The organism is Caenimonas aquaedulcis (genome assembly GCF_015831345.1).
GTDB lineage: Bacteria > Pseudomonadota > Gammaproteobacteria > Burkholderiales > Burkholderiaceae_C > Ramlibacter > Ramlibacter aquaedulcis.
The window spans coordinates 2,913,994-2,939,635 of record NZ_JADWYS010000001.1 but is presented as its reverse complement, the minus strand read 5'-3'; the positions used below and the strand labels follow the sequence as shown (position 1 = coordinate 2,939,635).

At 68.3% G+C, this 25,642-nt stretch carries 29 protein-coding genes; 16 read left to right on the top strand and 13 right to left on the bottom strand.

Annotated features, from left to right (window positions below; genetic code table 11):
• Window positions 1-60 precede the first annotated feature (60 nt).
• On the top strand, window positions 61-933 hold the full coding sequence (locus I5803_RS14130) for a LysR family transcriptional regulator (protein WP_196986982.1): 873 nt from the start codon (window positions 61-63) through the stop codon (window positions 931-933).
• Here I5803_RS14130 and waaF read toward each other — a convergent pair.
• The 7 genes from waaF to radA form a co-directional block, all read right to left on the bottom strand.
• A complete protein-coding gene (gene waaF / locus I5803_RS14125; RefSeq protein WP_196986981.1) occupies window positions 890-1,840 on the bottom strand; it encodes a lipopolysaccharide heptosyltransferase II in 951 nt (316 codons plus the stop codon). The two genes, I5803_RS14130 and waaF, sit on opposite strands and share 44 nt — an antisense overlap.
• Before the next feature lie 88 nt (window positions 1,841-1,928).
• Window positions 1,929-2,153 (bottom strand): zinc-finger domain-containing protein, encoded by a 225-nt coding sequence (locus I5803_RS14120; protein WP_196986980.1) that lies wholly within the window; start codon window positions 2,151-2,153, stop codon window positions 1,929-1,931.
• A 2-nt stretch (window positions 2,154-2,155) separates the two neighbouring features.
• Window positions 2,156-3,091: a branched-chain amino acid transaminase gene (locus tag I5803_RS14115; protein WP_196986979.1), complete on the bottom strand. Its 936-nt coding sequence runs from the start codon at window positions 3,089-3,091 to the stop codon at window positions 2,156-2,158.
• 39 nt (window positions 3,092-3,130) lie between these two features.
• On the bottom strand, window positions 3,131-3,553 hold the full coding sequence (locus tag I5803_RS14110; protein ID WP_196986978.1) for a glycerate kinase: 423 nt from the start codon (window positions 3,551-3,553) through the stop codon (window positions 3,131-3,133).
• Window positions 3,554-3,581: 28 nt separating this feature from the next.
• On the bottom strand, window positions 3,582-4,136 hold the full coding sequence (locus I5803_RS14105) for a M23 family metallopeptidase (RefSeq protein WP_354001663.1): 555 nt from the start codon (window positions 4,134-4,136) through the stop codon (window positions 3,582-3,584).
• Window positions 4,133-5,182, bottom strand: a complete 1,050-nt coding sequence (locus tag I5803_RS14100) for a L,D-transpeptidase family protein (RefSeq protein ID WP_196986977.1) — start codon at window positions 5,180-5,182, stop codon at window positions 4,133-4,135. Before I5803_RS14100 ends, I5803_RS14105 begins: the two co-directional genes overlap by 4 nt.
• An 81-nt stretch (window positions 5,183-5,263) precedes the next feature.
• Window positions 5,264-6,643 (bottom strand): DNA repair protein RadA, encoded by a 1,380-nt coding sequence (gene radA / locus I5803_RS14095; protein WP_196986976.1) that lies wholly within the window; start codon window positions 6,641-6,643, stop codon window positions 5,264-5,266.
• 94 nt (window positions 6,644-6,737) lie between these two features.
• Between radA and hpaR the strand changes: the two genes are divergently transcribed.
• The 12 genes from hpaR (at window position 6,738) to I5803_RS14035 (ending at window position 16,801) form a co-directional block, all read left to right on the top strand.
• A complete protein-coding gene (hpaR, locus tag I5803_RS14090; RefSeq protein WP_196986975.1) occupies window positions 6,738-7,166 on the top strand; it encodes a homoprotocatechuate degradation operon regulator HpaR in 429 nt (142 codons plus the stop codon).
• Entirely contained in the window at window positions 7,163-7,786 is a 624-nt protein-coding gene (locus tag I5803_RS14085) for a fumarylacetoacetate hydrolase family protein (protein WP_196986974.1), read from the top strand. The genes hpaR and I5803_RS14085 overlap by 4 nt, the downstream gene beginning before the upstream one ends.
• Window positions 7,783-8,535 (top strand): fumarylacetoacetate hydrolase family protein, encoded by a 753-nt coding sequence (locus tag I5803_RS14080; protein WP_196986973.1) that lies wholly within the window; start codon window positions 7,783-7,785, stop codon window positions 8,533-8,535. Before I5803_RS14085 ends, I5803_RS14080 begins: the two co-directional genes overlap by 4 nt.
• Before the next feature lie 8 nt (window positions 8,536-8,543).
• On the top strand, window positions 8,544-10,004 hold the full coding sequence (gene hpaE / locus I5803_RS14075; protein ID WP_196986972.1) for a 5-carboxymethyl-2-hydroxymuconate semialdehyde dehydrogenase: 1,461 nt from the start codon (window positions 8,544-8,546) through the stop codon (window positions 10,002-10,004).
• An 84-nt stretch (window positions 10,005-10,088) separates the two neighbouring features.
• Window positions 10,089-10,985 (top strand): 3,4-dihydroxyphenylacetate 2,3-dioxygenase, encoded by an 897-nt coding sequence (gene hpaD, locus I5803_RS14070; protein WP_196986971.1) that lies wholly within the window; start codon window positions 10,089-10,091, stop codon window positions 10,983-10,985.
• A 5-nt stretch (window positions 10,986-10,990) separates the two neighbouring features.
• Window positions 10,991-11,389: a 5-carboxymethyl-2-hydroxymuconate isomerase gene (locus I5803_RS14065; RefSeq protein ID WP_196986970.1), complete on the top strand. Its 399-nt coding sequence runs from the start codon at window positions 10,991-10,993 to the stop codon at window positions 11,387-11,389.
• A gap of 11 nt (window positions 11,390-11,400) precedes the next feature.
• Window positions 11,401-12,201, top strand: a complete 801-nt coding sequence (hpaH, locus tag I5803_RS14060) for a 2-oxo-hept-4-ene-1,7-dioate hydratase (RefSeq protein WP_196986969.1) — start codon at window positions 11,401-11,403, stop codon at window positions 12,199-12,201.
• Window positions 12,202-12,210: 9 nt separating this feature from the next.
• The gene (gene hpaI, locus I5803_RS14055; protein WP_196986968.1) at window positions 12,211-13,020 is read left to right on the top strand and encodes a 4-hydroxy-2-oxoheptanedioate aldolase; all 810 of its coding nucleotides are present in this window, start codon (window positions 12,211-12,213) and stop codon (window positions 13,018-13,020) included.
• A 28-nt stretch (window positions 13,021-13,048) separates the two neighbouring features.
• On the top strand, window positions 13,049-13,825 hold the full coding sequence (locus I5803_RS14050; protein ID WP_196986967.1) for a class II aldolase/adducin family protein: 777 nt from the start codon (window positions 13,049-13,051) through the stop codon (window positions 13,823-13,825).
• A gap of 4 nt (window positions 13,826-13,829) precedes the next feature.
• A complete protein-coding gene (locus I5803_RS14045; RefSeq protein WP_196986966.1) occupies window positions 13,830-14,810 on the top strand; it encodes a 2-dehydropantoate 2-reductase in 981 nt (326 codons plus the stop codon).
• Between the two features lie 9 nt (window positions 14,811-14,819).
• Window positions 14,820-15,896 carry a 3-deoxy-7-phosphoheptulonate synthase gene (locus tag I5803_RS14040; RefSeq protein ID WP_196986965.1) on the top strand — a complete coding sequence of 359 codons (1,077 nt, stop codon included), beginning with the start codon at window positions 14,820-14,822 and terminating at the stop codon, window positions 15,894-15,896.
• Window positions 15,893-16,801 carry a DMT family transporter gene (locus I5803_RS14035; protein ID WP_196986964.1) on the top strand — a complete coding sequence of 303 codons (909 nt, stop codon included), beginning with the start codon at window positions 15,893-15,895 and terminating at the stop codon, window positions 16,799-16,801. The genes I5803_RS14040 and I5803_RS14035 overlap by 4 nt, the downstream gene beginning before the upstream one ends.
• A 23-nt stretch (window positions 16,802-16,824) precedes the next feature.
• Here the strand turns inward: I5803_RS14035 and alr are convergent, their stop codons facing one another.
• Complete coding sequence (gene alr / locus I5803_RS14030; protein ID WP_196986963.1) at window positions 16,825-17,919, bottom strand: alanine racemase; 1,095 nt, start codon at window positions 17,917-17,919, stop codon at window positions 16,825-16,827.
• 106 nt (window positions 17,920-18,025) lie between these two features.
• Here alr and lplT point away from each other — a divergent pair, with 106 nt between their 5' ends.
• From lplT to I5803_RS14015, 3 genes are read left to right on the top strand one after another with little or no spacing between them, the layout of a single operon-like run.
• A complete protein-coding gene (lplT, locus tag I5803_RS14025; protein WP_196986962.1) occupies window positions 18,026-19,315 on the top strand; it encodes a lysophospholipid transporter LplT in 1,290 nt (429 codons plus the stop codon).
• Window positions 19,302-20,204, top strand: coding sequence for a DMT family transporter (locus I5803_RS14020; RefSeq protein WP_196986961.1), 903 nt, complete (start codon window positions 19,302-19,304; stop codon window positions 20,202-20,204). Before lplT ends, I5803_RS14020 begins: the two co-directional genes overlap by 14 nt.
• A gap of 4 nt (window positions 20,205-20,208) precedes the next feature.
• On the top strand, window positions 20,209-20,694 hold the full coding sequence (locus I5803_RS14015; protein WP_196986960.1) for a glutathione peroxidase: 486 nt from the start codon (window positions 20,209-20,211) through the stop codon (window positions 20,692-20,694).
• A gap of 6 nt (window positions 20,695-20,700) precedes the next feature.
• Here the strand turns inward: I5803_RS14015 and I5803_RS14010 are convergent, their stop codons facing one another.
• Genes I5803_RS14010 through I5803_RS13990 form a run of 5 tightly spaced genes read right to left on the bottom strand, consistent with a single transcriptional unit; the run spans window position 20,701 to window position 25,593 of the window.
• The gene (locus I5803_RS14010) at window positions 20,701-21,405 is read right to left on the bottom strand and encodes a helix-turn-helix transcriptional regulator (protein ID WP_196986959.1); all 705 of its coding nucleotides are present in this window, start codon (window positions 21,403-21,405) and stop codon (window positions 20,701-20,703) included.
• A gap of 42 nt (window positions 21,406-21,447) precedes the next feature.
• Window positions 21,448-22,677, bottom strand: coding sequence for a glycolate oxidase subunit GlcF (gene glcF / locus I5803_RS14005; protein ID WP_196986958.1), 1,230 nt, complete (start codon window positions 22,675-22,677; stop codon window positions 21,448-21,450).
• Window positions 22,678-22,682: 5 nt separating this feature from the next.
• Window positions 22,683-23,774 carry a glycolate oxidase subunit GlcE gene (gene glcE, locus I5803_RS14000; RefSeq protein ID WP_196986957.1) on the bottom strand — a complete coding sequence of 364 codons (1,092 nt, stop codon included), beginning with the start codon at window positions 23,772-23,774 and terminating at the stop codon, window positions 22,683-22,685.
• A gap of 50 nt (window positions 23,775-23,824) precedes the next feature.
• Window positions 23,825-24,739, bottom strand: a complete 915-nt coding sequence (locus I5803_RS13995; RefSeq protein WP_196986956.1) for an SMP-30/gluconolactonase/LRE family protein — start codon at window positions 24,737-24,739, stop codon at window positions 23,825-23,827.
• Entirely contained in the window at window positions 24,739-25,593 is an 855-nt protein-coding gene (locus I5803_RS13990; protein ID WP_196986955.1) for an aldose 1-epimerase, read from the bottom strand. Before I5803_RS13990 ends, I5803_RS13995 begins: the two co-directional genes overlap by 1 nt.
• Window positions 25,594-25,642: the final 49 nt, after the last annotated feature.

Here is a 25,642-nt window from a genome sequence, read left to right as displayed (position 1 = left end):
TGATTAGACAGAGAATGGCGTTCGCCCACAAATGAATAATTCAGATACTTCATTCTTCCCATGAGAACGATCGACCTGGACTCGCTGGAGATCTTCCGCGCCGTCGTGAGCGAGGGCGGCATCATCCGCGCGGCGAGCAAGCTCAACCGCGTGCAGTCCAACGTCACGACGCGGATCAAGCAGCTCGAGGAGCGCCTCGGGCTGCAGCTCTTCCGCCGCCAGGGCCGCGCGCTGGTGCTGTCGCCCGAAGGCGAACTGCTGCTCTCCTATACGCAGCGCCTGTTCCGCCTCGCCGACGAGGCCGAGAGCGAGCTGCGCACGGGCAAGCCGATCGGCGTCTTTCGCATCGGCTCGCTGGAGAGCACGGCGGGCAGCCGGCTCGCGCCCATCCTCTCCAAGTTCCACCGGCAATACCCGGCCGTCGTCGTGGAACTGGTGACCGGCACCACCGGCGCGCTGGTCCAGCGCGTGACGAATTTCGAGATCGAGGCGGCGTTCGTGTCCGAGCCCTTCACCGCGCCGGGACTGAACAAGCTCAAGGTCTTCGATGAAGAGCTGGTGCTCATCACCGCGAAGGACTTCGCGCCGGTGACGCGCCCCGCGGACTTGTCCGGCGCCACGCTGATCGCCTTCGCGAATGGCTGCTCGTACCGCAAGCGGCTGGAGGAGTGGCTGGGCGGCTCGGGCGTGATGCCTGCGCGCACGATGGAGTTCGGCTCCTACCAGGCGATGATCGCCTGCGTCGCGGCCGGCACGGGCTTCGCGCTGGTGCCCCGCTCGCTGCTGGTCGCGCTGCGTTCAGCGAGCGACGTGCGCCAGCACGAAGTGCCCGCGCGCGTCCGGCGAAACCACACGCATCTCGTGTGGCACGGCACCGCATCGACGGCGCTCACGCGCCTGCAGGAAATCGTGCAAGAACTGCCGAAGGGCTGATGTCCACCAGGCAGCGCGTGTGGCCGAGCGGGCATTCGCGCTCGAAGCACGGCGCGCAATCCAGCGGCGGCTGGTAGGACGGATCCTGTTTGAGCCACAGCACCGCGGCGTTGTCGTTGAGGGGCGGCGTATGCAGCGGGCTCGAGGAGCCGAACACCGCGACCTGCCGGACGCCGAACGCCGCGGCCACGTGCATCAGGCCGGAGTCGTTGCTGACGACGCCTTTCGCGCAGGCGATCAACGCGAAGGCCTGCAGCAGCGGCGTCTTGCCGGCGAGGTTGATGCAGCGGCCAGGGGCGGCGTTGGCAATCTCTTCGCACAGCGGGGCTTCCTTGCCGGAACCGAGCAGCACCGCGGGTTGGTCGAGCGAGCGGGCGAGTTCGGCGAAGTGCGTGGCGGGCCAGCGCTTGGCGGGGCCGTACTCGGCGCCCGGCGCGAAGACGTAGTAGCCGCGTGCCTGCAGGCCGGCGGCGGTGAGCGCAGACTGCTGATCCGACTCGGCCAGCGTGAGCCGCGGCCTGTCCGCCTCCAGCCCCTGCTTCTCGCCCGACAGCGCGGAATAGAACGCCACCATCGGCGGCTTGTTCTTCGGGTTCTTGAGCCGGTGCGTGAGCAGGCCGACGCGCGCCTCCCCCAGGTAGCCGACACGCTTCGGGATGCTTGCGAGAAAGGGCAGCAGCGCGCTCTTGAGCGAATTGGGCAGCACGTATGCGGTGTCGAAGCGGCCTTCGACCTGCTTGGCGATCGCGCGCCGCGCCTTGAACTGCAGGCCGCCGTGCTGGAAAGGAAATTCGATGACTTCGTCCACCTGCGGCATCGCGCGGTAGACCGGCGCGACCCAAGGCAGGGCGCCCACCGTGAGGCGTTCACCGCGCGCGTGCAGGCGGCGCAGCAGCGGTTCCGTCATCACCGCGTCGCCGATCCATTGCGGCGCAACGACCAGCGAGCGGGAAGAATTGGAATCTGAGCCCAATTGTTTGGCGGACAGCTGGCGGCTAGTGGTGGCCGCCGAAATGCTCGCCCTCTTTCAGCTTGTAGACCGTGCCGCAGTACGCGCACTTCGCGGCGCCGGTGCTGGCGACGTCGAGGAAGATGCGCGGGTGGGTATTCCAGAGCTTCATGCCGGCGATCGGGCTCGGGCAGAAGACGCCGCCGTTGGCGTTCAACTCCTTCGCCAGCAACTCGACGACGGACTCCTTCTTGGCGGTGGTGGCTGTCATGGTCAAACCTTCGTGAGCCAGTGGGCGTATTTCGGGTTGCGGCCGTTCACGATGTCGAAGAACGCCGTCTGGATCTTCTCCGTGATCGGGCCGCGCGAGCCCGCGCCGATCTCGATACGGTCGAGCTCGCGAATCGGCGTCACTTCGGCGGCGGTGCCGGTGAAGAAAGCCTCGTCGGCGATGTAGACCTCGTCGCGCGTGATGCGCTTTTGCACGATCTCCAGGCCCAGGTCCTTGGCGATGTGGAACACGGTGTTGCGCGTGATGCCGTTGAGCGCGCCGGCCGAGAGGTCCGGCGTGTAGATCACGCCGCCCTTGATCACGAAGATGTTCTCGCCCGCGCCTTCCGACACGAAGCCCGTGCTGTCGAGCAGCAGCGCCTCGTCGTAGCCGTCGTCCAGCGCCTCCATGTTCGCGAGGATGGAGTTGGTGTAGTTGCTCACCGCCTTCGCCTGCGTCATGGTGATGTTGACGTGGTGGCGCGTGTAGCTGGAGGTCTTCACGCGGATGCCGCGCTTCATGCCTTCCTCTCCCAGGTACGCGCCCCAGGCCCAGGCGGCGACCATCAGGTGGATCTGGTTGCCCTTGGGGCTCACGCCGAGCTTCTGCGAGCCGATCCAGGTGAGCGGTCGGATGTAGCAGCTCTCCAGCTTGTTCGCGCGCACGGTCTGCTTCTGCGCCTCGTTGACCTGCTCCTTGGTGAAGGGGATGGCCATGCGCAGGATCTTGGCGCTGTTGAAGAGGCGCTCGGTGTGCTCCTGCAGGCGGAAGATCGCCGTGCCGTTCACCGTGTTGTAGGCCCGGACACCTTCGAAGGCGCCGCATCCGTAGTGCAAGGTGTGGGTGAGCACGTGGATCTTGGCGTCGCGCCATTCCACCAGCTCGCCATCCATCCAGATCTTGCCGTCACGGTCGGCCATGCTGGGTACAACGCTCATATCGGTCCTTTGGAGTCGGGTTCGCTCGAACCCGCGATTTTAAGACGCGGCGGGCGGCGAGGCCTCGTCGGGCTGGGGCGGGCGGTACAGCGTCCATTTCACGAGCTTGCCACCCGCGAACTCGCAGGTCACATGCGAGTCGCCGGGGTCCGTCCAGCGGTACATCTCCGGCTGCTCGCCTTCCTTCGAGATGAGCTCGCCGAGCGAGTCGGTCATCGCCATCACATGGAGCAGGTTGACGCCCGGCTTGAGCTTCGCGTTCAGCATCACCGCGCTGGCCACATAGCCCTTCGGGCGATCGGCCGCGCGCCTGAGCACGTGCATGAGCCGGTTGAAGTGCAGCAGCAGGTACATGGCGACCGCCGTCACGGCCAGCGCCGCGCCGGCCCAGCCGTAGGTCTGGAAGGCCACCACGATGAGGACGGCGCCCGCGATGGGCAGGAAAATCTTTTGCCAGTTCATCCGGCGATTGTCGCCGGGACGGCCGCGCTCAATGCGCCGCGTCGCGCCAGACGAGGAAGGGGTTGAGCGGCGAGCCGCGCCACCACTGGCGCTCCGGGCCCAGGCGAAAGATCGCGAAGTGCAGGTGAGGCGCGCCGCCCGCGGCGTTGCCCGTGGTGCCCACGTAGCCGATGACTTCGCCGCGCCTGACCTGCGCGCCTTCCTTCAATCCGTCGGCATAGCGGTCGAGATGCGCGTAGTAATAGGCGAATTCCGAGCGGGGATCGAACTGGTAGACCGTGATGCCGCCCGGCTTGCTCAGGAAGAGCTTGGCGATACGGCCGTCTTCCACCGCGACCACCGGCGTGCCGAGCGGCGCGGGAATGTCGAGCGCCTCATGCGTCCTCGCACCGGCTTCGCGCGATTGCAGGTAGTTGTCCGCGAGTGCGGTCGCATCGACCGCCTGCACCGGGATCTGCAGCGAACGTGCGCGCAGGCGGCCGATGTCGGCCGCGCTTTCGGGCGGTGCGAACACCGCGCCCAGCGCGCCGAGCGCCACCATCGAACCGGCGACGATCGCGAGCAGCCGGTGATCGAGCTTCACGGCCGCACGTCCACGCGAAAGCCCGCCTTCACCAGTGTCGAGAGGCGCTCCGCGTCCCAGTTGGTCATGTGGATGCAGCCGTTCGTTTCCGAGTGGCCGACGTTGGATGGGTCCGGCGTGCCGTGGATGCCCCAGTGCGGCTTGGACAGGCCGAGCCAGATGCTGCCCACGGGATTGTTAGGGCCGCCGGCGACTTCCACCTTCTGCGCATCCTTGGGCGCGTTCTTCAGGATCGCGGGGTTGTAGGTGAAGGTGGGGTTCTTCACTTCGTTGCGTATCGTCATGCGGCCGATGGGCAGCGGATCGTTCTTCTCGTTGCCGATGCTGATCGGAAAGCCCGCCACCGGCCGCTTGGCCGCATCCAGCACGTAGAGCACGCGCGCCGCCTTGTCGATCTCGATCGCGGCGCCCTTGGTCGGCGGCTTGCCGTTCGCCACGTTCGGCGCGGTGATCTCCACGCCTTCCTCGAACTTCTTGCCCGCGTTGAGCTGCTTCAGGTAGCCGGCGCTGGTGTGGAAACGCTCGCCGAGCGCCTCTTCGATGGTCTCGTAGTTCAGCGCCTTGAGCTGCGCGCGCTCCGCCATGTCCTTCGGGGTCTTCTCGTAGGGGCCCGCCACGTCCTTGGCGGTGATCGTGTAGCGTGCGAGCAGGGGTGCCGCGTCGTCGCGCAGGGCCTGCCAGGTCTCCGGCGTGACGGTGCCCGTGCCGTTCAGGCCATGGGCCAGCTGGTAGGCCTTCACCATGCGCTGCATGTTGGTCGCGAACCTGCCGTCGATCTCGCCGACGGAATACCACGCACGATCCAGCAGGATCTGCGCGCGGGTCACCGCTGCGCCGCGGCTGCCGACCTTGAGCAAGGGCGTGTCGGTGGCGCTGTTGAAGCTGTCGAAATCGATCGCGCGATCGGCTTGCGGCGCAGCCGCGCTGCGATGCGCGGGTTTCGCGAAGGCATGCGTGCCGCTCAGGCCCAGCGCGGTGAGGCACACGCCGGCCGCGACGGCCCGCAAGGATGAGGTGAAGGAAACACGCGGACGCACCAATGCCATGAAAACTCCTGGAGTGGAACCAGTGTCGCCATGGCGTGCAAGCTCAGGTGTAGGAGCCGGCCTTCTCGCGGCGTCAGCGCTTCAATGGAGCGAGCGCACCACTTCCATCGCTTCCTCGATCCGCTCCACCGCGTGGATGGTGAGGCCCTCGATCTCGCGGCTGCCCTTCTTCGGCGCGTTGGCCTTGGGAACGACCGCCACGGAGAATCCGAGCTTGGCGGCTTCGCGCAGGCGCTCCTGTCCGCGCGGCGCGGGACGCACCTCACCGGCCAGGCCCACTTCGCCGAAGGCGATGAAGCCGCGCGGCAGCGGCTTGCCGCGCAGGCTGGAGGTGATCGCGAGCATGACCGCGAGGTCGGCGGCAGGCTCGTTGATGCGCACGCCGCCGACCGCATTGACGAAGACATCCTGGTCCATGCACGCGACGCCGGCATGCCTATGCAGCACCGCCAGCAGCATCGCGAGGCGGTCGCGATCCAGCCCCACCGACAGGCGCCGCGGACTCGGGCCCCCGCTGTCGACCAACGCCTGGATTTCCACGAGCATCGGTCGCGTGCCTTCCAGCGTGACCAGCACGCAGCTGCCCGGCACGGGCTCGCTGTGCTGCGACAGGAAGATCGCGCTGGGATTGGCCACGCCCTTCAGGCCCTTTTCCGTCATCGCGAACACGCCGATCTCGTTGACGGCGCCGAAGCGGTTCTTCACCGCGCGCACGAGGCGAAAGCTCGAGTGCGTGTCGCCCTCGAAATACAGCACCGTGTCCACCATGTGCTCCAGGACACGCGGCCCCGCCAGCGCGCCTTCCTTGGTGACGTGGCCGACCAGGATGATGCTGGTGCCGCCCGCCTTGGCCGCGCGCGTCAGGTGCGCCGCGCATTCGCGCACCTGCGCCACCGAGCCCGGGGCGGAGCTGAGCTGGTCGGAATAGACGGTCTGGATCGAATCGATCACGGCCACCGCGGGCTGCGTGCTGGCGATGGTCGCAAGAATCTTTTCGAGCTGGATTTCCGCGAGCACGTTGACGCGCGAGTTGTCCAGCCCGAGGCGGCGCGAGCGCAGCGCCACCTGCGCGCCGCTTTCCTCGCCCGTGACGTACAGCGTGGGGATGCCGGCGCGCTGCAGGCCGTCGAGCGCCTGCAGCAGCAGGGTCGACTTGCCGATGCCGGGGTCGCCGCCGATCAACACGACGCCGCCTTCGACGATGCCGCCGCCCAGCACCCGGTCGAGCTCGTCGATCGCGGTGGGCGTGCGCTCGACCTCGCTGGCCTCGATATCCGCGAGCGCCGTGACGGCATTGGTTTTGGCGAGCGATGCGAAGCGGTTGTTCCGGCCGCCGGCGCCCTGCTCCACCACGGATTCGATGAGCGTGTTCCATGCCTCGCAATGCGGGCATTTGCCCAGCCAGCGCGGGCTGGTGCCGCCGCATTCGGTGCAGGTATAGGTGGTTTTTTCCTTGGCCATGTGTGCGACCGACTATAGCCGGGCAGGGTATCTACCGATGCCGGCGGGTTGCAGTGCGGCGGCCCAACATTTAATATGTTAAATAATTCCCGCCATGCCTTCGTTCACGCACCGCAACCTGCCGCGCCTGCTGCTGCAAGCGCGCGAGTCCGTCATGACCCACACGCGCCCCAGCCTGCGCGAGCATGGGCTGTCGGACCAGCAGTGGCGCGTGCTGCGCGTGCTCGGCGAGCACGGCACGGTGGAGACCGGGCGCGTGTCGCGCGAGGCATACATCCTCGGCCCCAGCCTCACGGGCGTGCTCACGCGCATGGAGCGCGACGGCCTCATCCGCCGCGAGCGCGACCCGACGGACCAGCGCCGCACCGCGATCGCCGCCACGTCCAAGGGCTTGAAGCTTGCGGAAAAGCTGTCGCATACCGTCGAGGCCCATTACGAATGGATGGAAAAGACGCTCGGCAAGGAAAAGCTGTCCGAGCTTTACGAGCTGCTGGACCAGGTCATCGAACTGGAGCGGCGATGAGCTTTCTCCTCATGGGCACCGTCTACGGCACGCTGCTGAACTTCCGCGGCGAACTCGCGGCGTTGGGCGGCAAGGCGCACGAACCGCCGTACAAGGCGCCGCCCAGGGCCCCGGTGCTGTACATCAAGCCTGCGAACACCTGGAGCGAGGACGGCGCGCGGATTCCCGTGCCCGCCCGCGTGCACGAAGTGGAAGTCGGCGCCACCATCGGCTTCGTGATGAAAGGCCCCGGCGATCCGGCGGGCTACGTGCTGATGAACGACCTGTCCATCCCGCACGAGAGCCTGTTCCGTCCGCCCGTCAAGTTCAAGTGCCTCGACGGCTTCCTCGGCGTGGGCAGCAAGATGATGCGCGATGAAGACTGCGCGGACCCGGGCTGGTTCGTGCTGGAAGTGCGCATCAACGGCGAGCCGCGCCAGACGGTGCGGTTCAACGACCTTGTCCGCGCGCCGCGGCAGTTGCTGACGGATGTGAGCGAATTCATGACGCTCGGCGCCGGCGACGTACTGATGCTCGGCTGCGATGTGGGCCGGCCGCGCGCAAAGGTGGGCGACACCATCGAGATCCGCGCCGAGGGGCTCGGCACCCTGACCAACACGCTGGTCGCGGAGGCCGCATGAAGTACGCCCGCGTGATCCATGAAGGCGTGACGCAGAACGCCGCCGAGCGCGACGGGCTTCTGATGCTGGACAACGCGAAGCTCGTGTCCTTCGACGACGTCACGTGGCTACCGCCGCTCAACCCGACGCGCCAGCCGCGCACCATCCTCGCGCTCGGCCTCAACTACGCCGACCACGCGAAGGAGCTCGCCTTCAAGGCGCCGGAGGAGCCGCTGGTGTTCCTGAAGAGTCCCAGCGCGCTGACGGGACACCGCCAGACGACGCGCAGGCCCGCCGATGTGGACTTCATGCACTACGAATGCGAACTCACCGTCGTCATCGGCAGGCAGGCGAAACACGTGAAACGCGGCGACGCCTACGACTACATCGCGGGCTACACGGTGGCGAACGACTACGCGATCCGCGACTACCTCGAGAACTGGTACCGCCCCAACCTGCGCGTGAAGAACCGCGACGGCGCGACGCCGCTCGGCCCGTGGTTCGTGGAGCGCGGCGACGTGCCCGACCCGATGGCGCTCGCCCTGTCCACCACCGTCAACGGCAAGCTCACGCAGTCGGGAAACACGAAGGACATGATCTTCGACGTGCCCTTCCTCATCGAGTATTTCTCCAGCTTCATGACGCTGCGCCCCGGCGACCTGATCCTCACCGGCACGCCCGACGGCGTGGTGGACTGCCGCCCCGGCGACGTCGTGGTGACGGAGATCGAAGGCCTGGGCGCGCTCATGAACACCATCGCAGCCGCCTGAAGCACACCATGAAGATCGACCACCTCATCAACGGCAAGCAGGTCCCGGGCCGCGACTACTTCCAGAGCGTCAACCCTGCGACGCAGGAGGTGCTCGCGGAGGTCGCGGCGGGCGGCGAACCGGAAGTCGACGCCGCCGTCGCCGCGGCCAAGGACGCATTCCCGAAGTGGGCGGCGATGCCCGCGCCGCAGCGCGCGAAGCTCGTGCGCAAGCTCGGCGACCTCATCGCCGCGCACGTGCCCGAGATCGCACAGGCCGAGACCAACGACACGGGCCAGGTGATCGCACAGACGGGCAAGCAGCTCGTGCCGCGCGCCGCGGACAACTTCTATTACTTCGCCGAGATGTGCACGCGCGTCGACGGGCACACCTACCCGACCGACACGCACCTGAACTACACGCTGTTCCACCCGGTCGGCGTGTGCGCGCTGATCTCGCCCTGGAACGTGCCCTTCATGACGGCGACGTGGAAGGTCGCGCCCTGCCTCGCGTTCGGCAACACCGCCGTGCTCAAGATGAGCGAGCTGTCGCCGCTCACCGCATCGCGCCTGGGCGAGCTCGCCCTGGAGGCCGGCATCCCGCCCGGCGTGCTGAACCTGGTGCACGGGTATGGCAAGGACGCGGGCGAGCCGCTGGTGAAGCACCGCGACGTGCGCGCGATCTCCTTCACCGGCTCCACCGCCACGGGCAACCGCATCGTGCAGCAGGCGGGCCTGAAGAAGTTCAGCATGGAGCTGGGCGGCAAGTCGCCCTTCATCGTCTTCGACGACGCCGACTTCGAGCGCGCGCTGGACGCCGCCGTGTTCATGATCTTCTCGAACAACGGCGAGCGTTGCACGGCGGGCAGTCGCATCCTGGTGCAGCAGTCCCTCTACGCGTCCTTCGTCGAGCGCTTCGTGGCGCGCGCGAAGAAGATTTCCGTCGGCGACCCGCTCGACGAAAAGACCACCATCGGCCCGATGATTTCGCAAGTGCACCTCGCCAAGGTGCGCAGCTACATCGAGATGGGACCGAAGGAAGGCGCGACGCTGCTGTGCGGCGGACTCGACGCTCCGCTCGTGCCGGACCGCGTGAAGAAGGGCAATTACGTGCTGCCCACCGTCTTCGCCGACGTGGACAACCGCATGAAGATCGCGCAGGACGAAATTTTCGGGCCGGTCGCGTGCCTGATCCCGTTCGGCGACGAGGCCGATGCAATCGCGAAGGCCAACGACATCGCGTACGGACTGTCCAGCTATGTCTTCACCGAGAACATCGGCCGCGCGCACCGTGTCGCTGCGGCAGTCGAGGCGGGCATGTGCTTCGTCAACAGCCAGAACGTGCGCGACCTGCGCCAGCCCTTCGGCGGCACCAAGGCTTCCGGCACCGGGCGCGAGGGCGGCACCTGGAGCTACGAAGTGTTCCTCGAGCCGAAAAACATCGCGGTGTCGCTAGGCTCGCACCACATTCCGCACTGGGGATCGGCATGATGCCGCTCCCCCAAGGGGCAATCTTGGCTCCCCCCTCCCCGTCCCTCCCCTCGAGGGGAGGGCCAAACAGCCGGAAGTCCCGCCATGGGTAAGCTCGCGCTCGCCGCCAAGATCACCCACGTGCCGTCGATGTACCTGTCGGAGTTCCCGGGGCCGAATTTCGGCTGCCGCGACGCCGCGATCAACGGGCACAAGGAGATCGACCGGCGCTGCCGCGCGCTCGGCGTGGACACCATCGTGGTGTTCGACGTGCACTGGCAGGTCAACAGCGAATACCACATCAACTGCGGGCCCAGGTTCGAGGGCACCTACACCAGCAACGAGCTGCCGCACTTCATCAAGAACATGCCCTACGCGTATCCGGGCAACCCGGAGCTCGGCCACCTGATCGGCGACATGGCCAACGCGATGGGTGTCAAGAGCCGCGCGCATTCGGACACGACGCTGGAGCTGGAATACGGCACGCTCGTGCCCATGCGCTACATGAACGGCGACAAGCACTACAAGGTGGTCTGCGTGAGCGGCTGGTGCGACTGGCACGACCTGCACGAGAGCGGCCGCTTCGGGCTCGCGGTGCGCCGCGCGATCGAGGAGAAGTACGACGGCACGGTGGCGGTGTTCGCCAGCGGATCGCTCTCGCACCACTTCGCGGACAACGGGCGCGCGCCGGAATTCATGCACAAGGTCTACGACCCGTTCCTCGAGCAGGTGGACCGGCGCGTGGTCGAGCTCTGGAAGGCCGGCGAGTGGAAGACCTTCCTCGGCATGCTGCCGATGTACGCGGACAAGTGCTGGGGCGAGGGCGACATGCACGACACCGCGATGCTGCTGGGCCTGCTCGGGTGGGACCGCTACGAGGGCAAGGCGGAGATCGTCACGCCCTACTTCGGCAGCTCGGGTACCGGGCAGATCAACGCGATCTTCCCGGTGACGCCGCTGGAAGAATTGGAATCTGACCCCGATTTTGGTTTCTGGAGCTGAACGCCATGCCGCACATCGTCATCCAATACACACCCAACATCGACGCCGACATGGATGCGCTGTGCCGCGATCTCGCGGACGTCATCGTGACGCAGAAGGACGAGGGTGGTGCGTTGTTGTACCCCACCGGCGGCACGCGCGTGATGGCGTACCCCGCGGCGCACTATGCGGTCGCGGACGGGAAGCGCGATTACGCGTTCGTCTACGTGAACGTGCGGATCGCGGCGGGGCGCAGCGACAGCGCGAAGAAGGCGACGGGCGACGCGTTGACCGCCGCGGTCAAGGCGCGGTTCGCCACGTTGTTCGAGCAGCAGCTGATGGGCATCACGCTGCAGGTCGACGAGAGCCCCGGCCAGGTGTACGACGCCAAGCACAGCAACCTGCATCCCCTGTTCCAGAAGTAGGAAGCCACGCCATGTTTTCCGACAGCCTCGTGGCGGAACTCGCCGACGAACTCGACCGCAGCGAGCGGACGCGCGTGCAGGTGGAGCATTTCTCCAAGCGCTTTCCCGGCATGACCGTCGAGGATGGCTACGCCGTGTCGCGGGCCTGGGTGAGGAAGAAGATCGCCGCCGGCCGCACGGTGCGCGGCCACAAGATCGGCCTCACTTCGCGCGCGATGCAGCAGGCGAGCCGCATCGACGAGCCGGACTACGGCACGCTGCTGGACGACATGTTCTTCGAGCCCGGCGACATTCCCGCCGATCGCTTCATCGCGCCGCGCGTGGAAGTGGAGCTCGCTTTCATCCTGAAGCGCAAGCTGGAAGGATCGAACGTCACCGTCGATGACGTGCTGGACGCGACCGAGTACGTGACGCCGGCCATCGAGATCATCGACGCGCGCATCGAGCAGTTCGACCGCCACACGAGTGCGATGCGCAAGGTGCAGGACACGATCAGCGACAACGCCGCGAACGCCGGCATCGTGCTGGGCGGGCGGCGCGTGGGTCCGCGCGAGGTCGACCTGCCCTGGTGCGGCGCGATCCTGCGGCAAAACGGCGCGGTGGAAGAAACCGGCCTGGCTGCCGGCGTGCAGGGCCACCCGGCGATCGGCGTCGCCTGGCTCGCGATGAAACTCGCGCCCTGGGGCGAGTGCCTGGAAGCCGGCGAAGTCGTGCTCGCGGGCTCCTTCACCCGGCCCATCGGGGCCAAGCGCGGCGATCGCTTCGACGCCGATTACGGCCCGCTCGGCCGCTTCGAATTCAACTTCATCTAAGGCACCCCCGTGCACAACCCCGTCAATCCCTTCAAGCAAGCCCTGCGCGAGAAGCGCCCCCAGATCGGCCTGTGGGTCGGCCTGGCCGATCACTACACCACGGAGATCTGCGCCGGCGCCGGCTTCGACTGGCTCCTGCTCGACGGCGAGCATTCGCCCAACGACCTGCGCACCCTCCTGCAGCAGGCGCAGGTGATCGCCGCGTATCCGCAATCCCACGCGATCGCGCGCGTTCCGGTCGGCCACGGCCACATCGGCACGACGCTCATCAAGCAATACCTCGACCTGGGCCTGCAGAGCCTGCTGGTGCCGATGGTCGATACGGCGCAGCAGGCGGCGGACCTCGTGCGCGCGACCCGCTACCCACCGCAGGGCATCCGCGGCATGGGCGGCGCGCGCGCGTCGCGCTGGGGCCGCATCCCGGCCTACGCGAAGGAAGCGAACGAGCAGGTCTGCTTGCTCGTGCAGGCCGAGACGCGCGAGGCGCTGGCCAACCTCGACGCGATCGCCGCGACGGAGGGCGTCGACGGGGTCTTCATCGGACCGGCGGACCTGTCGGCGGCGCTCGGCCATGTGGGCAACCAGGCGCACCCGGAAGTGCAGGCCGCGATCAAGGACGCCATCGCGCGCATCCACAAGGCCGGCAAGGCCGCAGGCATCTTGTGGCCCGACGAGACCCTGGCTCGCGAATACCTGGACCTGGGCTGCGAGTTCGTCGCCGTGGGGCTGGACACGAACCTGCTGATGAAAGCCACGTCCGCGCTGGTGGCGAAGTTCAAGCCGGGCGCCGCCGCGGTCCCCGCCAGCAAGAGCTATTGAGCATGACCTATCGACTGGAGGCCCGACCATGAACGCCATCCTCAAGCCCGCCGCGCGCGGCATGCACCCGGACGAATGGAAGTCCCGCGTGGAACTCGCGGCCTGCTACCGCGTCTTCGACCTGCTCGGCTGGACCGAGATGATCTACAACCACATCACCGTGCGGCTGCCCGACAGCGTGACGGGCGGCGAAAAGCAGTTCCTCATCAACCCCTTCGGCCTGCACTACAGCGAGGTGACGGCGAGCAACCTGCTGAAGATCGACCTGAAGGGCACCAAGCTCGACGACAACCCCTGGCCGGTGAATCCCGCGGGCTTCACCGTGCATTCAGCGATCCACGAGAACATTGGCGATGCGCACTGCGTGATGCACACCCACACGACCGCCGGGCTCGCGGTGGCTTGCACGCAAGGCGGGCTCGCGCAGAACAACTTCTATTCCGCGCAACTGCACGGCCTCGTGGCGTACCACGACTTCGAAGGCATCACGATCCACGCCGACGAAGCGCCGCGCCTGCTCAAGAACATCGGCGACAAGCCGGCGGTCATCCTGCGCAACCACGGCCTGCTCACCTGGGGCCGCACGCTGCCCCTGGCTTTCGTGCGGCTGTGGACGCTGCAGCGCGCCTGCGAAGTGCAAGCCGCGCAAGCGGCGCTCGGACCCGCAATCCCCGTCCCGGAGGCGGTGGCCGCGAAGACGGTGGAAGATTCCTTCCAGTGGGACCAGAAGTTCGGCGCGGGCCAGGACGTGTTCGATGCGCTCGTGCGCCGCGTCGACAGGATCGACGCCTCCTACAGGAATTGATGCGATGAAGACCTGCATCTACGGCGCCGGCGCGATCGGCGGATGGATCGGACTGCGGCTCGCGAAGGCGGGCTGCGACGTGAGCGTGGTCGCGCGCGGCGCGACGCTGGCTGCCATTCGCCAGGATGGCCTGTCGCTGACGCAGGCGGCCGGCGGCAAGACGGATCACGCCCAGGTTCGTGCGAGCAGCAGCCCGGCCGAGCTCGGCGTGCAGGACCTCGTCGTCGTCGCGGTGAAGGCGCCGGCGATGACCGATGTCGCGCGCGCGATCGGGCCGTTGATCGGGCCGCACACCATCGTCCTCACCGCGATGAACGGGGTGCCATGGTGGTTCCTTGAGGGCTTCGGCGGCCGGTACGCGGGCACGCGCTTGAAGTCGGTCGACGCGGATGGAAGCATCGCCGGGCACATCCCTGCGAAGCACATCGTCGGCTGCGTGGTGCACGCGAGCTGCTCGCTCGACGGCCCGGGGCAGGTGCGACAGCATTTCGGCAACAAGCTGATCATCGGCGAGCCCTACGGGGAAAAGACGGGGCGCGTGCGCGAGCTGGCGGCCCTGCTCGAACGCTCCGGCTTCGAGTGCGTGATCGCCGAGCAGATCCAGAAGGACGCATGGTTCAAGCTCTGGGGCAACATGACGATGAACCCGATCAGCGCCATGACCGGCGCCACGACAGACCTCGTGCTCGATGACGAGCTCGTGCGCGCCTTCATCGGCAAGGTGATGCTGGAAGCGAAGGAGATCGGCGCGCGCATCGGCATCCCGATCGACCAGGACCCCGAGGACAGGCACGCCGTCACGCGCAAGCTCGGCGCCTTCAAGACCTCGATGCTCCAGGACGTGGAAGCGCGCAAGCCGGTCGAGCTGGATGCGCTGGTGACGGTGGTGAAGGAGCTCGGGGAGCTGACGGGAGTGGCGACTCCCTGCACCGATGCCTTGCTCGGACTCAGCCGGCTGCACGCCAGAGTGCACGGCTTGTACTGACGAGTCCGCATGACCCATCCCGGACCCGACCGCCACATTGCGGACCAGCACATCGCGCGCGAGACCGCGCTGCCGACCCCGCGTGAACTGCTGGAGGAATTGCCCTGCTCGGACACGCAGGCGGTGCACATCGCGAAAGCGCGCGAGACCGTTCGCCGCATCCTGCGCGGCGAGGATCCGCGCCTGCTCGTCGTGGTCGGGCCCTGTTCCATCCATGAACCGGCATCGGCGATCGAGTACGCGCGGCGCTTGAAGACCCTCGGCGCGCAGCTCGGTGATGCGCTCTTCCCCGTGATGCGCGTCTACTTCGAAAAACCCCGTACGCGCATGGGCTGGAAGGGACTCATCTACGACCCGACCCTGGATGGCGAAGGCGACATCGGCGAAGGGCTGCGCACGGCGCGCCGCATCCTGCTCGAATGCGCCCGGCTCGGCGTGCCCGCGGCGTCGGAGATCCTGGACCTCGTCACACCGCAGTACTACGCCGAGTTGCTCAGCTGGGGCGCGATCGGTGCGCGCACGGTGGAAAGCCCGTTGCATCGCCAGATGGCGTCCGCGTTGTCCGCGCCGCTGGGGTTCAAGAACGCGACCAACGGCAGCGTGTCCGTCGCGATCGATGCGATCCACGTCGCGGCGCAATCGCACATCTTCCCCAGCATTTCGCTGGAGGGCCGCGCCATCGTCGTCACCACGACGGGCAACCCGGATGCGCACCTCGTGCTGCGCGGCGCGAACGGCGGGCCGAACTACGACGAGGCGAGCGTGGCGTCCGCTGCGAAGGCGCTCGCCGACTCCGGCCTCACGCCCCGGCTGCTGGTCGACTGCAGCCACGGCAACAGCTCGAAGGACTACCGTCGCCAGCCCGAAGTCGCCCGTGACGTGGCGCGGCAGCTCGCCGCGGGCTCGCGCACCATTGCGGGCGTGCTGCTGGAGAGCCACCTGGTCGAAGGGCGGCAGGACATCACCGCCGGCCGCGCAGGCTTGACCTACGGCCAGAGCGTCACGGACGGGTGCATCGGCTGGGACAGTACGGTGGACGTGCTGCAGGCACTCGCGGCCGCGGTGCGCCAGGCTCGAGCCGCATGAACGCGCCCGCCAAGGCCATCAGCGGTACGGCCTTCGCGACGCTGCTGCTCATCGCGCTCATGATGGGCGCCAACCATGTGGCTGCACGCGTCGCCTTCAATCACGGCGTCGACGTGGCGACGGCGGTGGTGTTCCGCAGCAGCGTCACGGCGCTCGTGATCGTCGGCCTGCTCGCGATGCAGGGCGTGCGCGTGGCATTCACCGCGCGGCACAAGCGCATGCTGCCTGCCATCGGCCTGCTGATCGGCGTGCAGAGCCTGTGCCTGTATTCCGCTGTCGCACGTTTGCCGGTGGCGTTGGCGCTGCTGGCCTTCAACACCTATCCCATCTGGACGGCGCTGTGGTCGCGCCTCCTCTACAAGCAGCGCCCCGAGCGAGCGATGCTCGTGGCGATGCCCATCATCCTGCTGGGCCTTGCGCTCGCGCTCGACGTCTTCGGCGCGGCCTCCGGGCTTGGGGCCGCGGGCCAGTGGGCGCGCATCGGCGCGGGCGTGGCTTTCGCGCTCGCGGCTGCGGGGACTTTCGGCCTTGCACTGGTCGTCACGCAGCACGAAGCGGGCGACGTGGACGGCCGCGTGCGCACCGCGACGACGATGGTCATGGCGGGACTCGTCGCGCTGGCGACGGTGACGCTGCAAGGCGGCTTCCACCTGCCCGATGCGCCGGCGGGCTGGGGCGGGCTCGCCGCGCTCACCTTCCTTTACGGCACCGCGTTCACGATCATGTTCACCGTGCTCCCGCGCCTGGGCGTCGTCGGCAATTCGGCGATCATGAATGTGGAGCCGGTGTTCGCGCTGGTGCTGGCGTGGCTGGTGCTGGGCCAGTCGATCGCGCCCGTCCAGGTGGTCGGGGCGTTGATCGTGGTGGGGGCGGTGATGACCTTGGGGTTGCGCAAGCGGACATAGCGAGCGCCGCCGGGTTTTGTCACCTAGGCGATGTGCACCGGCACCCGCGGCGCCAGCCCGCACATCAACTCGTACCCCACGGTGCCACCGGCCCTCGCCGGCTCGTCGATCGACAGCACCGCGCCGTTCGACGCGCGCCCCCACAGCGTCACCTCGCTGCCCATGCCCGCATGCGGCAGGCCGGTGATGTCCACGGTGATCATGTCCATGCTCACGCGGCCCACGATGCGTGCGCGCTCGCCGTCCACCAGGACCGGCGTGCCGGTGTTGCAGTGGCGTGGATAGCCATCGGCGTAGCCGCACGCGATGACACCGATGCGCATCGGCGCATCCGCAGTGAAGTTCGAGCCGTAACCCACGGTGTCGCCGGGCGCGAGGTGCTGCACGCCGATGATGCGGGTGGCAAGCGTCATCGCGGGCTGCAATCCCCAGTGCGCGACATCGTGGCCGGGAAAATCCGGCGAGCTGCCGTACACCGCGATGCCCGGCCGTATCCAGTCCGCGCGCACCGCGGCATCCGCCCCGAATCGCAGGCTGGCCGCGCTGTTGGACAGCGTGCGCTCGCCCGGCAGGTCCCGCGTGATCTCGTCGAACACCGCCAGCTGGTGCGCGATGCCCCTCGCGCCGTCGGCATCGCTGAAGTGCGTCATCAGCGAGATTTCGTCGACCTGCGGCAGGGCATCCAGCCGCGTCCACGCGGCGCGACAGCGCTGTGGCGCGAAGCCCAGGCGGTTCATGCCGGAATTCATCTTGAGGAAGACGCGGTGCGGCTGGTGCGTCTTGTGCATCGCCAGCATGTCGATCTGCTCGTCGCAATGCACCGTGTGCCAGAGGTTCAGGCGGGAGCAGAGCTCGAGGTCCCGCGCCTCGAAAACGCCCTCGAGCAGCAGGATGGGGCCGCGCCAGCCGAGGGCGCGCACGCGCTCGGCTTCGGCGAGGTCGAGCAGCGCGAAGCCGTCGGCGCCACGCAGGCCCTCCCACACACGCTCGATCCCGTGGCCGTAGGCATTGGCCTTCACGACGCCCCAGACCTTCGCGTCGGGCGCGGCCTGGCGCACGCGAGCGAGGTTGTGCCGCAGCGCTTCGGTATGGATGGTGGCCTGGATGGGGCGTGGCATGGCTGGATTCTGTCATTACCCCGCGTGATATAACCCTCTGTCGTTTGGAGACAGCTTTAAAAATTGATGCCCATCAGCCCTGCTGATGCGCCACACGAACCAGCCAATGAAGCGCGGTTTTTACACGATCATGTCGGCCCAGTTCTTCTCGTCGCTGGCCGACAACGCATTGTTCGTGGCAGCCGTGGAACTCCTGAAGTCCAGTGGCGCCGCGGAATGGCAGCGGGCCGCGCTGGTTCCCATGTTCGCACTGTTCTACGTCGTCCTCGCGCCCTTCGTCGGTGCATTCGCGGACGCGCGTCCCAAGGGACAGGTGATGTTCGTGAGCAATGCCATCAAGGTGGTGGGCTGCCTGCTGATGCTGTTCGGCACGCACCCGCTCATGGCTTATGCGGTCGTCGGGCTGGGCGCCGCGGCCTATTCCCCCGCGAAGTACGGCATCCTCACCGAGCTGCTGCCGGCCTCGCAGCTGGTCAAGGCCAACGGCTGGATCGAGGGCCTCACCATCGCCTCGATCATCCTGGGCATCCTGCTGGGAGGCCAGCTCGTCGGGCACATGGTGGCGAGCCGCCTGCTGTCGTTCGATTTCCCGATGATCGACACCGGCATCGACACGCCGCCCGAGGCCGCCATCCTGCTGCTGATCTTCATCTACGCGCTGGCCGCCTGGTTCAACACGCGAATCCCGCACACCGGCGTCGAGATGCGCAAGATGCCTTCCAACCTGCTGGAGCTGGTGCCGGACTTCTGGACCTGCAATTCGCGGCTGTGGCGCGACAAGCTCGGCCAGATTTCGCTCGCCACCACCACGCTGATCTGGGGCGTGAGCGGCAACCTGCGCTACATCATCCTCGCGTGGAGCGCCGCCGCCCTCAGCTACAGCACCACGCAGGCCTCTTCGTTGTCGGGCGTGGTCGCGCTCGGCACCGCCGTCGGCGCCGCCGTGGCGTCGATGCGCATGCGGCTGGACATGGCCACGAGCGTCATGCCACTGGGCATCGTCATGGGTGTGCTCGTCATCATGATGAACTTCATCGGCAACGTGTGGGTTGCCGCGCCCTTCCTCATCATGCTCGGCGCGATCGCGGGCTTCATGGTCGTGCCGATGAACGCCCTGCTGCAGCACCGCGGCCACAACCTCATGGGCGCCGGCCGCTCGATCGCCGTGCAGAACTTCAACGAGCAGGCCTGCATTCTCGGCCTCGGGGCGTTCTACAGCCTGTCCGCGGGCATGGGGCTGTCGGCCTTCAGTGCGATCACCGGCTTCGGGCTCATCGTCGCGGGAGTGATGTGGGTCATCAACCGCTGGCACCGCAAGAACTGCATCGAGTTCCGCGAGGAAGTCGAACACCTGCTGGAAATCGCCCGGCACGATACGGCGCATGGGGCCAAGTGATCGCGGCGCGGCGCCCGCGGCGTCCGTGCTGCTGCCCTCGCTGGCCCTCGTGGTCAATGCCTTCGTGTGGGGCATTTCGTGGTGGCCGTTCCGCCAGCTCCAGGGGCACGGCCTGCACCCGCTGTGGGCCACCGCGTTCATCTATTTCGTCTCCATCGCCCTGCTGCTGATCGTGCGCCCGCGCGCGTGGCGCGGCTTTGCCGGGCAGCCCGTGTTGTGGTTGCTCATGGCGGCCGCCGGCCTGACCAACGTCGGCTTCAACTGGGCCGTCACCGTGGGCGACGTGGTCCGGGTGGTCCTGCTGTTCTACCTGATGCCGGCCTGGACGGTGATCCTCGCCTGGCCGATCCTGGGCGAGCGGCCGACGGCCGCTTCGCTGCTGCGCCTGGCCATCGCGCTCGCGGGCGTGGTGATCGTGCTCAAGACCGATGGCGCGCGCTGGCCGGTGCCCGAGAGCGCCGCGGACTGGCTGTCGCTCGCGGGCAGCTTCAGCTTCGCGCTCACCAACATCCTGCTGCGCAAGCTGGGCGGCTCGCACCCCGAAACCCGCATCCTGGCGATGTTCGGGGGCGGCGCGGTGCTGGCGTCCGCCGCGGGCCTGCTCGGCATGGCATCGGGCATCGTTCCCGCGCCTCCCGCACCGGACATGGCCTGGGCGGGAGTGGGCCTCGCCCTGAGCCTCGGCTTCCTGGTGAGCAATGTCGCGCTGCAATACGGCGCGTCGCGCATCGACGCGCATGCGGCGGCGCTCATCATGCTGTCCGAAGTGGTGTTCGCGAGCCTGTCCTCGGTCGCGCTCGGCGCTGCAGAGCTCAGCATGCGCACGCTGGCCGGCGGCGCGCTGATTCTCGCGGCGGCGGTGTGGTCGGCCTGGGCGGGCGCAAAATAGCGCCATGAGCACGATCTACGACTTCGAAGCGCGCGGCATGGACGGCAAGACCGTTCCGCTTTCCCGGTACAAGGGCAAGGCCATGCTGATCGTCAACACCGCGAGCGCCTGCGGCTACACGCCGCAGTTCGGCGGGCTCGAGGAATTGCACAAGGCCTACGGCGGCAAGGGACTGGTGGTGCTGGGCTTTCCCTGCAACCAGTTCGGCTCGCAGGACCCGGGCAGCAACGAGGAGATCGCGCAGTTCTGCCAGCTCAACTACGGGGTGAGCTTCCCGATGATGGCGAAGGTGGACGTGAACGGCGCCTCGGCGGACCCCCTGTGGCAGTGGATCACGAAGGAAGCCCCCGGCCTGCTCGGCAGCACGTCCGTCAAATGGAACTTCACGAAGTTCCTGGTCGGCAAGGGTGGCCACGTGATCAAGCGCTATGCCCCGGCCGATGCGCCGGCCTCGCTCGCGAAGGACATCGAAGCCCTGCTCGCGGCCTGAGGCCCGCTAGTTGGCCCAGCCCTGCTCGCGGGCGTTCGCTTCGTTGAGCCGCGCGAGGTCCGCCAGGGTGCGCCCCGGTTCATCGCGGAACTGCTCGTCCAGCCGCCGCACGTAGGTCACGCGGTCCACCCGGAAGCTGCGGAAATCGTTGCGCTGCTCGCACCACGCGGCCAGCGTCCACACCTTGCCCCAATAGAAACAACCCAGCGGCCGCAACGTGCGTTCGCTGGAGCGGTCGGCAAGGTCGCGGTAATTGATGAAGACCTTGCGCCGCTCGTGCACGGCCTCGCGCAGGGTCTGCAGCGCGCGCTGCGTGGCGGCGGGCAACCCGCCCGGCGGCGCGTACACGGCCAGGGCTTCGGCGGCCACCCGCGCGTCGGGAGGCAGCACCGACAAAATCTTGCCCAGCGCATCCTGCGCGCCCTGCGACATCGCCGGGTCCAGCCAGACCTGCGCCATGCGCACCGAGGCGACGAGCGCCTTCGCCTCGTCCTGCGTGAACATCATGGGCGGCAGGTCGAAACCCGCGCCGAGCCGGTAGCCGACGCCTGCTTCGCCTTCGATCGGCACGCCCTGCAGCTGCAGGTCCGCGATGTCGCGGTAGATCGTGCGTTCGGAGACTTCCAGCCGCCCGGCGAGGTAGGCGGCCGTGGTCAGGCGCCGGCCGCGGATCAGCTGGATGATGTGGAAGAGGCGGTCGGCGCGTCGCATGGAGGGACGTTACTTTGCCGGGAGCCTCCTGACAAGGTCCTGTCAGGAGGGCGGCAGGGCTTCGTCCAGGACTTCCACCCAATGCCGCACCGGCGTTGCCGTGCCGCCCTGAAGGTGCGTGATGCAGCCGATGTTGGCCGACACGATCGCCGCCGGCTGCAGCTCGCCCAGGTGCCCCAGCTTGCGGTCGCGCAGCTGCCCGGCGATGTCCGGGTGCAGCACGGAATAGGTGCCCGCGGATCCGCAGCACAGGTGCGACTCGTTCGTCGCGACGCGGATGTCGAAGCCCAGCGCCCGCAGGTGCTGCTCGACACCGCCGCGAAGCTGCTGCCCGTGCTGCAGCGTGCAGGGCGGATGGAAGGCCAGGGTGCCGTCCGCCGCGCGCACCCGGCCCTGCAGGGCGGCAGCAATGTCGGGCAGCAGCTCGCTCAGGTCGCGCGTGAGCTCGCTGATGCGCTGCGCCTTCTGCGCGTAGGCGGGGTCATCCTTCAGGTGATGGCCGTATTCCTTCACCGTGACGCCGCAGCCCGACGCGTTCATCACGAGCGCCTCGACCTGCCCGCTCGCCACGTGCGGCCACCACGCGTCGATGTTGGCCCGCATCTGCGCCTTGCCGCCGTCCTGGTCGTTCAGGTGGAACTTCACCGCGCCGCAGCAGCCCGCGCCGGCCGCCCCGACGACCTGGATGCCAGCCGCATCCAGCACGCGCGCCGTGGCGTTGTTGATGTTGGGCATCATCGCGGGCTGGACGCAGCCTTCGAGCATCAGCATCTTTCGCGGGTGCTCGCGCACGGGACGGCGACCCGCCTGCTGCCGCGGCGGCACCTTGGCGCGCAGCGACTGCGGCAGCAGGCCGCGTACCGCCTGGCCGAGCTTCATGGCGGGCGAGAAGAGTGGCGAGCTGAGGCCTTCGCCGAGCGCGCTGCGAATGGCGCGCGAGCCCGCGCCGCGCGGCACCTTCGCCTCGACGATGCGGCGCCCGATGTCCACCAGGTGCCCGTACTCCACGCCGCTCGGGCAGGTCGTCTCGCAGTTGCGGCAGGTGAGGCACCGGTCCAGGTGCAGCTGCGTGCTGCGCGTCGGGGCTTCGCCCTCCAGCACCTGCTTGATCAGGTAGATCCGGCCGCGCGGGCCGTCGAGCTCGTCGCCCAGCACCTGGTAGGTCGGGCAGGTGGCGGTGCAGAAGCCGCAGTGCACGCACTTGCGCAGGATCGCTTCGGCCTCGCGTCCCTCGGGCGTGTCCTTGTATTCGTCGGCCAGGTGGGTTTGCATCGCGCTCAGGACTCCGGGATCAGGCGGCCGGGATTGAAGATGCCCGCGGGGTCGAACTGGCGTTTCAATTCGCGGTGAATGCGGTCGAGCGGCGACGGCAGCGCGGCGAAACGCGGCGTGCCCGCCGGGCTGCTGCCTGCCCGGAAGAGCGTGGCGTGGCCGCCCGCGGCGGCGGCGGCGTCCCGCAGGCGCTGCGCATCGCTCGCGCCCGCGCGCACCCAGCGCTCGCCGCCGTGCCATTCGATCAACGGCGGCTCCGGCAGGTCGAGCGCCGGCGCCGTCTGCGGCACCGAAAGGCGCCACAGGTCGCGCTCACCGCGTTCCTCGAACCAGGGCAGGCGCTGGTCGCGGCAGAGCGTCCAGTCGGGTGCGACCGTGGCATTGTCGGCCCGCTCCCCGCCCATCGTCCTGCAGGCGGATTCCACGGCCGCCGCGGCACCGCGCAGGCGCAGATACAAGGTTCCCACACCGGCGTCCTCGACCCAGCAGCTGGCATTGAGCGGCAGGGGCTGCCCGCCCCAGGCGTTGAGCCGCCGCAGCGCTTCCGCCTGCGTCACCTCGAATTCGAGCGTGGCCTCGGCGACAGGAACCGGCAGCACCTTGAGGCTCACCTCCGTGATCAGCCCCAGCGTGCCCAGCGCGCCGACCATGAGGCGCGACACGTCGTAGCCCGCCACGTTCTTCATCACCTGGCCGCCGAAGGTGAGCGCCTCGCCGCGCCCGTTGATCATCGTGAGGCCCAGCACGTAGTCGCGCACCGGCCCGGCGCTGGCACGCGCCGGGCCGCTCAGGCCCGCCGCCACCATCCCGCCCACGGTCGCGCCGCCCCCGAAGTGCGGCGGTTCGAAAGGCAGGCATTGCCCGCTGCCTGCGAGCAGGGCTTCGAGTTCAGCCAGGGGCGTCCCCGCGCGCGCCGTGACCACCAGTTCGCTGGGCTCGTAGCTCACCACGCCCGCGAATTCCCGCGTGTCCAGCCATTCGCCCGCGGAGGGCTGGCCGTAGAAGTCCTTGCTGCCGCCGCCGCGGATGCGCAGCGGCGACCCGCCGGCGGCCGCCGCGCGGATGCGTTCGATGAACAGGCGGGGGGAGGGCTCCATGCGCAGATGGTAAGCGGGGGGCCGGACCGGCCCGCGTGATCTTTTTGAACTCAGGGCCTGACGAAATTCACCGGAAGCCCGGGCACCGCGACTTGCGCCGCGATCACACGGCCGGACAAGGGGAACTCGCGAAGCTCCTGCGCGGGCCGGCCGTGGCTCGCGCTCGTCACGAAGAGCGTGCGCAAGTCCGGCCCGCCGAAGCAGGGCATGGTGGGGCAGCGCACCGGCACGGGATATTCCCCGAGCAACTCGCCACCGGGCGAGAGCTGGAGCACACGCGCGCCTTCGAACATCGCGCACCAGTAGTTGCCCTGCGCATCGACGGCCGCGCCGTCCGGCCGCCCGCCATAGCCGGCATCGCCGGGCTTCCACCCGGGGGGCTTGCCGCCGAATTGCCGCAGCACGCGCGGCTCGCCCAGGACGTTGGCCGCGACGTCCCACGGAAAGGCGTGCACGACGTGGCCCGGCGTGTCGGCCCAGTACATCGTCCGCGCATCGGGCGACCAGGCGAGGCCGTTCGCGGTGATCGCGTCGCCGGCCTTGACTTCGACGGCGGGCGGCCGGCCGCCGCGCAGGTCCAGGCTGTAGAGCTTCGCCAGGCGCCGGTCGCGCGGCTCGTAAATGGTGCCGGCCCAGAAGCGACCGGCAGGGTCCGCCTTGCCGTCGTTGAAGCGCGTCGTGCGCGGATCGTCGTCCGTGCGTGCGATCCGCTCCAATGCGCCGCCCCAGCCGGCCGAGCGGTAGATGCCGCCGCGCATCGCGATCATGATCCCGCCGCCTTCGATGGGCGCGATGCAGCCCGGCTCTTCGGGCATCGTCCAGCTGTCGGCCGCGCCGCCGGCGGCATCCGCGCGCCGCAACGCGCGGCCCGGGATGTCGATCCAGTAGAGCATCTGCTCGTGCGGATGCCAGAACGGGGATTCGCCCAATGCGTCGCGCTGCGCGACCACGGCCCGCCACTGCATCAACGCAGCCGCCGCGCGGAGATGGACATGCGCGCGCTCAGCGATTCGCCCGGCTCGAGGATCGAGAGGCCGAGGCTTTCGGCAGGCACGCCCTCATGCACGAGGTTCATGGCGTTGTTGACGTGGCTCACCGGCTCGACCGCCACGAAGTCGCGCGTGTCGTTCGTGAAGACGACCAGCCGGCTCAGCGTGGACTCGATGCGCACTTCCATCGCTTCGTCGCGCAGGACCACCGGGCCGCTCCAGCCGTCGAAGCAGTGGTCGACGTCGAGGAATGCGCAGTCGGTGTCCAGCCCCTTCGACGCGCGGCGCTGCGTGGGCAGCTTGTCCTCGCCCATGTCCCAGCGGCCGGTGGCCTGGAACGCGATGTGGCTGCGTGTCCGCTTCGTGAAGAAGGGATGCCAGCCGAGCCCCGCGGGCGCGGGACGGCCCGACTGGTTGGTGACGGACAAGGTGAGATCGAGCACGCCGTCGCCGAGCTTGAAGGTCTGCGAGCTGTCGAAGGCGAAGGGCCAGGAGGCGTCGGCGCGGTGTTCGTAGGCGAGCATCGCGAAGGTCGCGTCGCTTTCGAGGATTTCCCAGGGGCGCTGCCAGCCCACGCCATGGATGGCATGCGGCTCCTCGCCGTTGTTGCGCACGAGCGGGTGCTGCGTGCCTTCCCATTGCAAGGTCGCTCCGCCGACGCGGTTGGAAAACGGGACCAGCGGATAGCTGCCGGCCGCGCGCGCCGAGCTCAGCTGCGACGCGGGCGTGGAGCGCAGCACGGGCTCGCCATCCAGCCACAGGCCGCAGATGCAGCCGCCCAGCCGCGGTTCGATCTCGCAGCGCAGGGCGCCGGCTTCGAGTGAAATCATCCGGCCATTGTGCCGCGATCACCCATAAAAAGGGCCCGCCGGAGCCGAA

Bases quoted from the DNA above. Each gene is read 5' to 3' on its own strand.
- I5803_RS14130 (WP_196986982.1), top strand. From the start codon at position 61: ATGAGAACGATCGACCTGGACTCGCTGGAGATCTTCCGCGCCGTCGTG.
- waaF (WP_196986981.1), bottom strand. From the start codon at position 1,840: ATGACGGAACCGCTGCTGCGCCGCCTGCACGCGCGCGGTGAACGCCTC.
- I5803_RS14120 (WP_196986980.1), bottom strand. From the start codon at position 2,153: ATGACAGCCACCACCGCCAAGAAGGAGTCCGTCGTCGAGTTGCTGGCG.
- I5803_RS14115 (WP_196986979.1), bottom strand. From the start codon at position 3,091: ATGAGCGTTGTACCCAGCATGGCCGACCGTGACGGCAAGATCTGGATG.
- I5803_RS14110 (WP_196986978.1), bottom strand. From the start codon at position 3,553: ATGAACTGGCAAAAGATTTTCCTGCCCATCGCGGGCGCCGTCCTCATC.
- I5803_RS14100 (WP_196986977.1), bottom strand. From the start codon at position 5,182: ATGGCATTGGTGCGTCCGCGTGTTTCCTTCACCTCATCCTTGCGGGCC.
- radA (WP_196986976.1), bottom strand. From the start codon at position 6,643: ATGGCCAAGGAAAAAACCACCTATACCTGCACCGAATGCGGCGGCACC.
- hpaR (WP_196986975.1), top strand. From the start codon at position 6,738: ATGCCTTCGTTCACGCACCGCAACCTGCCGCGCCTGCTGCTGCAAGCG.
- I5803_RS14085 (WP_196986974.1), top strand. From the start codon at position 7,163: ATGAGCTTTCTCCTCATGGGCACCGTCTACGGCACGCTGCTGAACTTC.
- I5803_RS14080 (WP_196986973.1), top strand. From the start codon at position 7,783: ATGAAGTACGCCCGCGTGATCCATGAAGGCGTGACGCAGAACGCCGCC.
- hpaE (WP_196986972.1), top strand. From the start codon at position 8,544: ATGAAGATCGACCACCTCATCAACGGCAAGCAGGTCCCGGGCCGCGAC.
- hpaD (WP_196986971.1), top strand. From the start codon at position 10,089: ATGGGTAAGCTCGCGCTCGCCGCCAAGATCACCCACGTGCCGTCGATG.
- I5803_RS14065 (WP_196986970.1), top strand. From the start codon at position 10,991: ATGCCGCACATCGTCATCCAATACACACCCAACATCGACGCCGACATG.
- hpaH (WP_196986969.1), top strand. From the start codon at position 11,401: ATGTTTTCCGACAGCCTCGTGGCGGAACTCGCCGACGAACTCGACCGC.
- I5803_RS14050 (WP_196986967.1), top strand. From the start codon at position 13,049: ATGAACGCCATCCTCAAGCCCGCCGCGCGCGGCATGCACCCGGACGAA.
- I5803_RS14045 (WP_196986966.1), top strand. From the start codon at position 13,830: ATGAAGACCTGCATCTACGGCGCCGGCGCGATCGGCGGATGGATCGGA.
- I5803_RS14040 (WP_196986965.1), top strand. From the start codon at position 14,820: ATGACCCATCCCGGACCCGACCGCCACATTGCGGACCAGCACATCGCG.
- I5803_RS14035 (WP_196986964.1), top strand. From the start codon at position 15,893: ATGAACGCGCCCGCCAAGGCCATCAGCGGTACGGCCTTCGCGACGCTG.
- alr (WP_196986963.1), bottom strand. From the start codon at position 17,919: ATGCCACGCCCCATCCAGGCCACCATCCATACCGAAGCGCTGCGGCAC.
- lplT (WP_196986962.1), top strand. From the start codon at position 18,026: ATGAAGCGCGGTTTTTACACGATCATGTCGGCCCAGTTCTTCTCGTCG.
- I5803_RS14020 (WP_196986961.1), top strand. From the start codon at position 19,302: ATGGGGCCAAGTGATCGCGGCGCGGCGCCCGCGGCGTCCGTGCTGCTG.
- I5803_RS14015 (WP_196986960.1), top strand. From the start codon at position 20,209: ATGAGCACGATCTACGACTTCGAAGCGCGCGGCATGGACGGCAAGACC.
- I5803_RS14010 (WP_196986959.1), bottom strand. From the start codon at position 21,405: ATGCGACGCGCCGACCGCCTCTTCCACATCATCCAGCTGATCCGCGGC.
- glcF (WP_196986958.1), bottom strand. From the start codon at position 22,677: ATGCAAACCCACCTGGCCGACGAATACAAGGACACGCCCGAGGGACGC.
- glcE (WP_196986957.1), bottom strand. From the start codon at position 23,774: ATGGAGCCCTCCCCCCGCCTGTTCATCGAACGCATCCGCGCGGCGGCC.
- I5803_RS13995 (WP_196986956.1), bottom strand. From the start codon at position 24,739: ATGCAGTGGCGGGCCGTGGTCGCGCAGCGCGACGCATTGGGCGAATCC.
- I5803_RS13990 (WP_196986955.1), bottom strand. From the start codon at position 25,593: ATGATTTCACTCGAAGCCGGCGCCCTGCGCTGCGAGATCGAACCGCGG.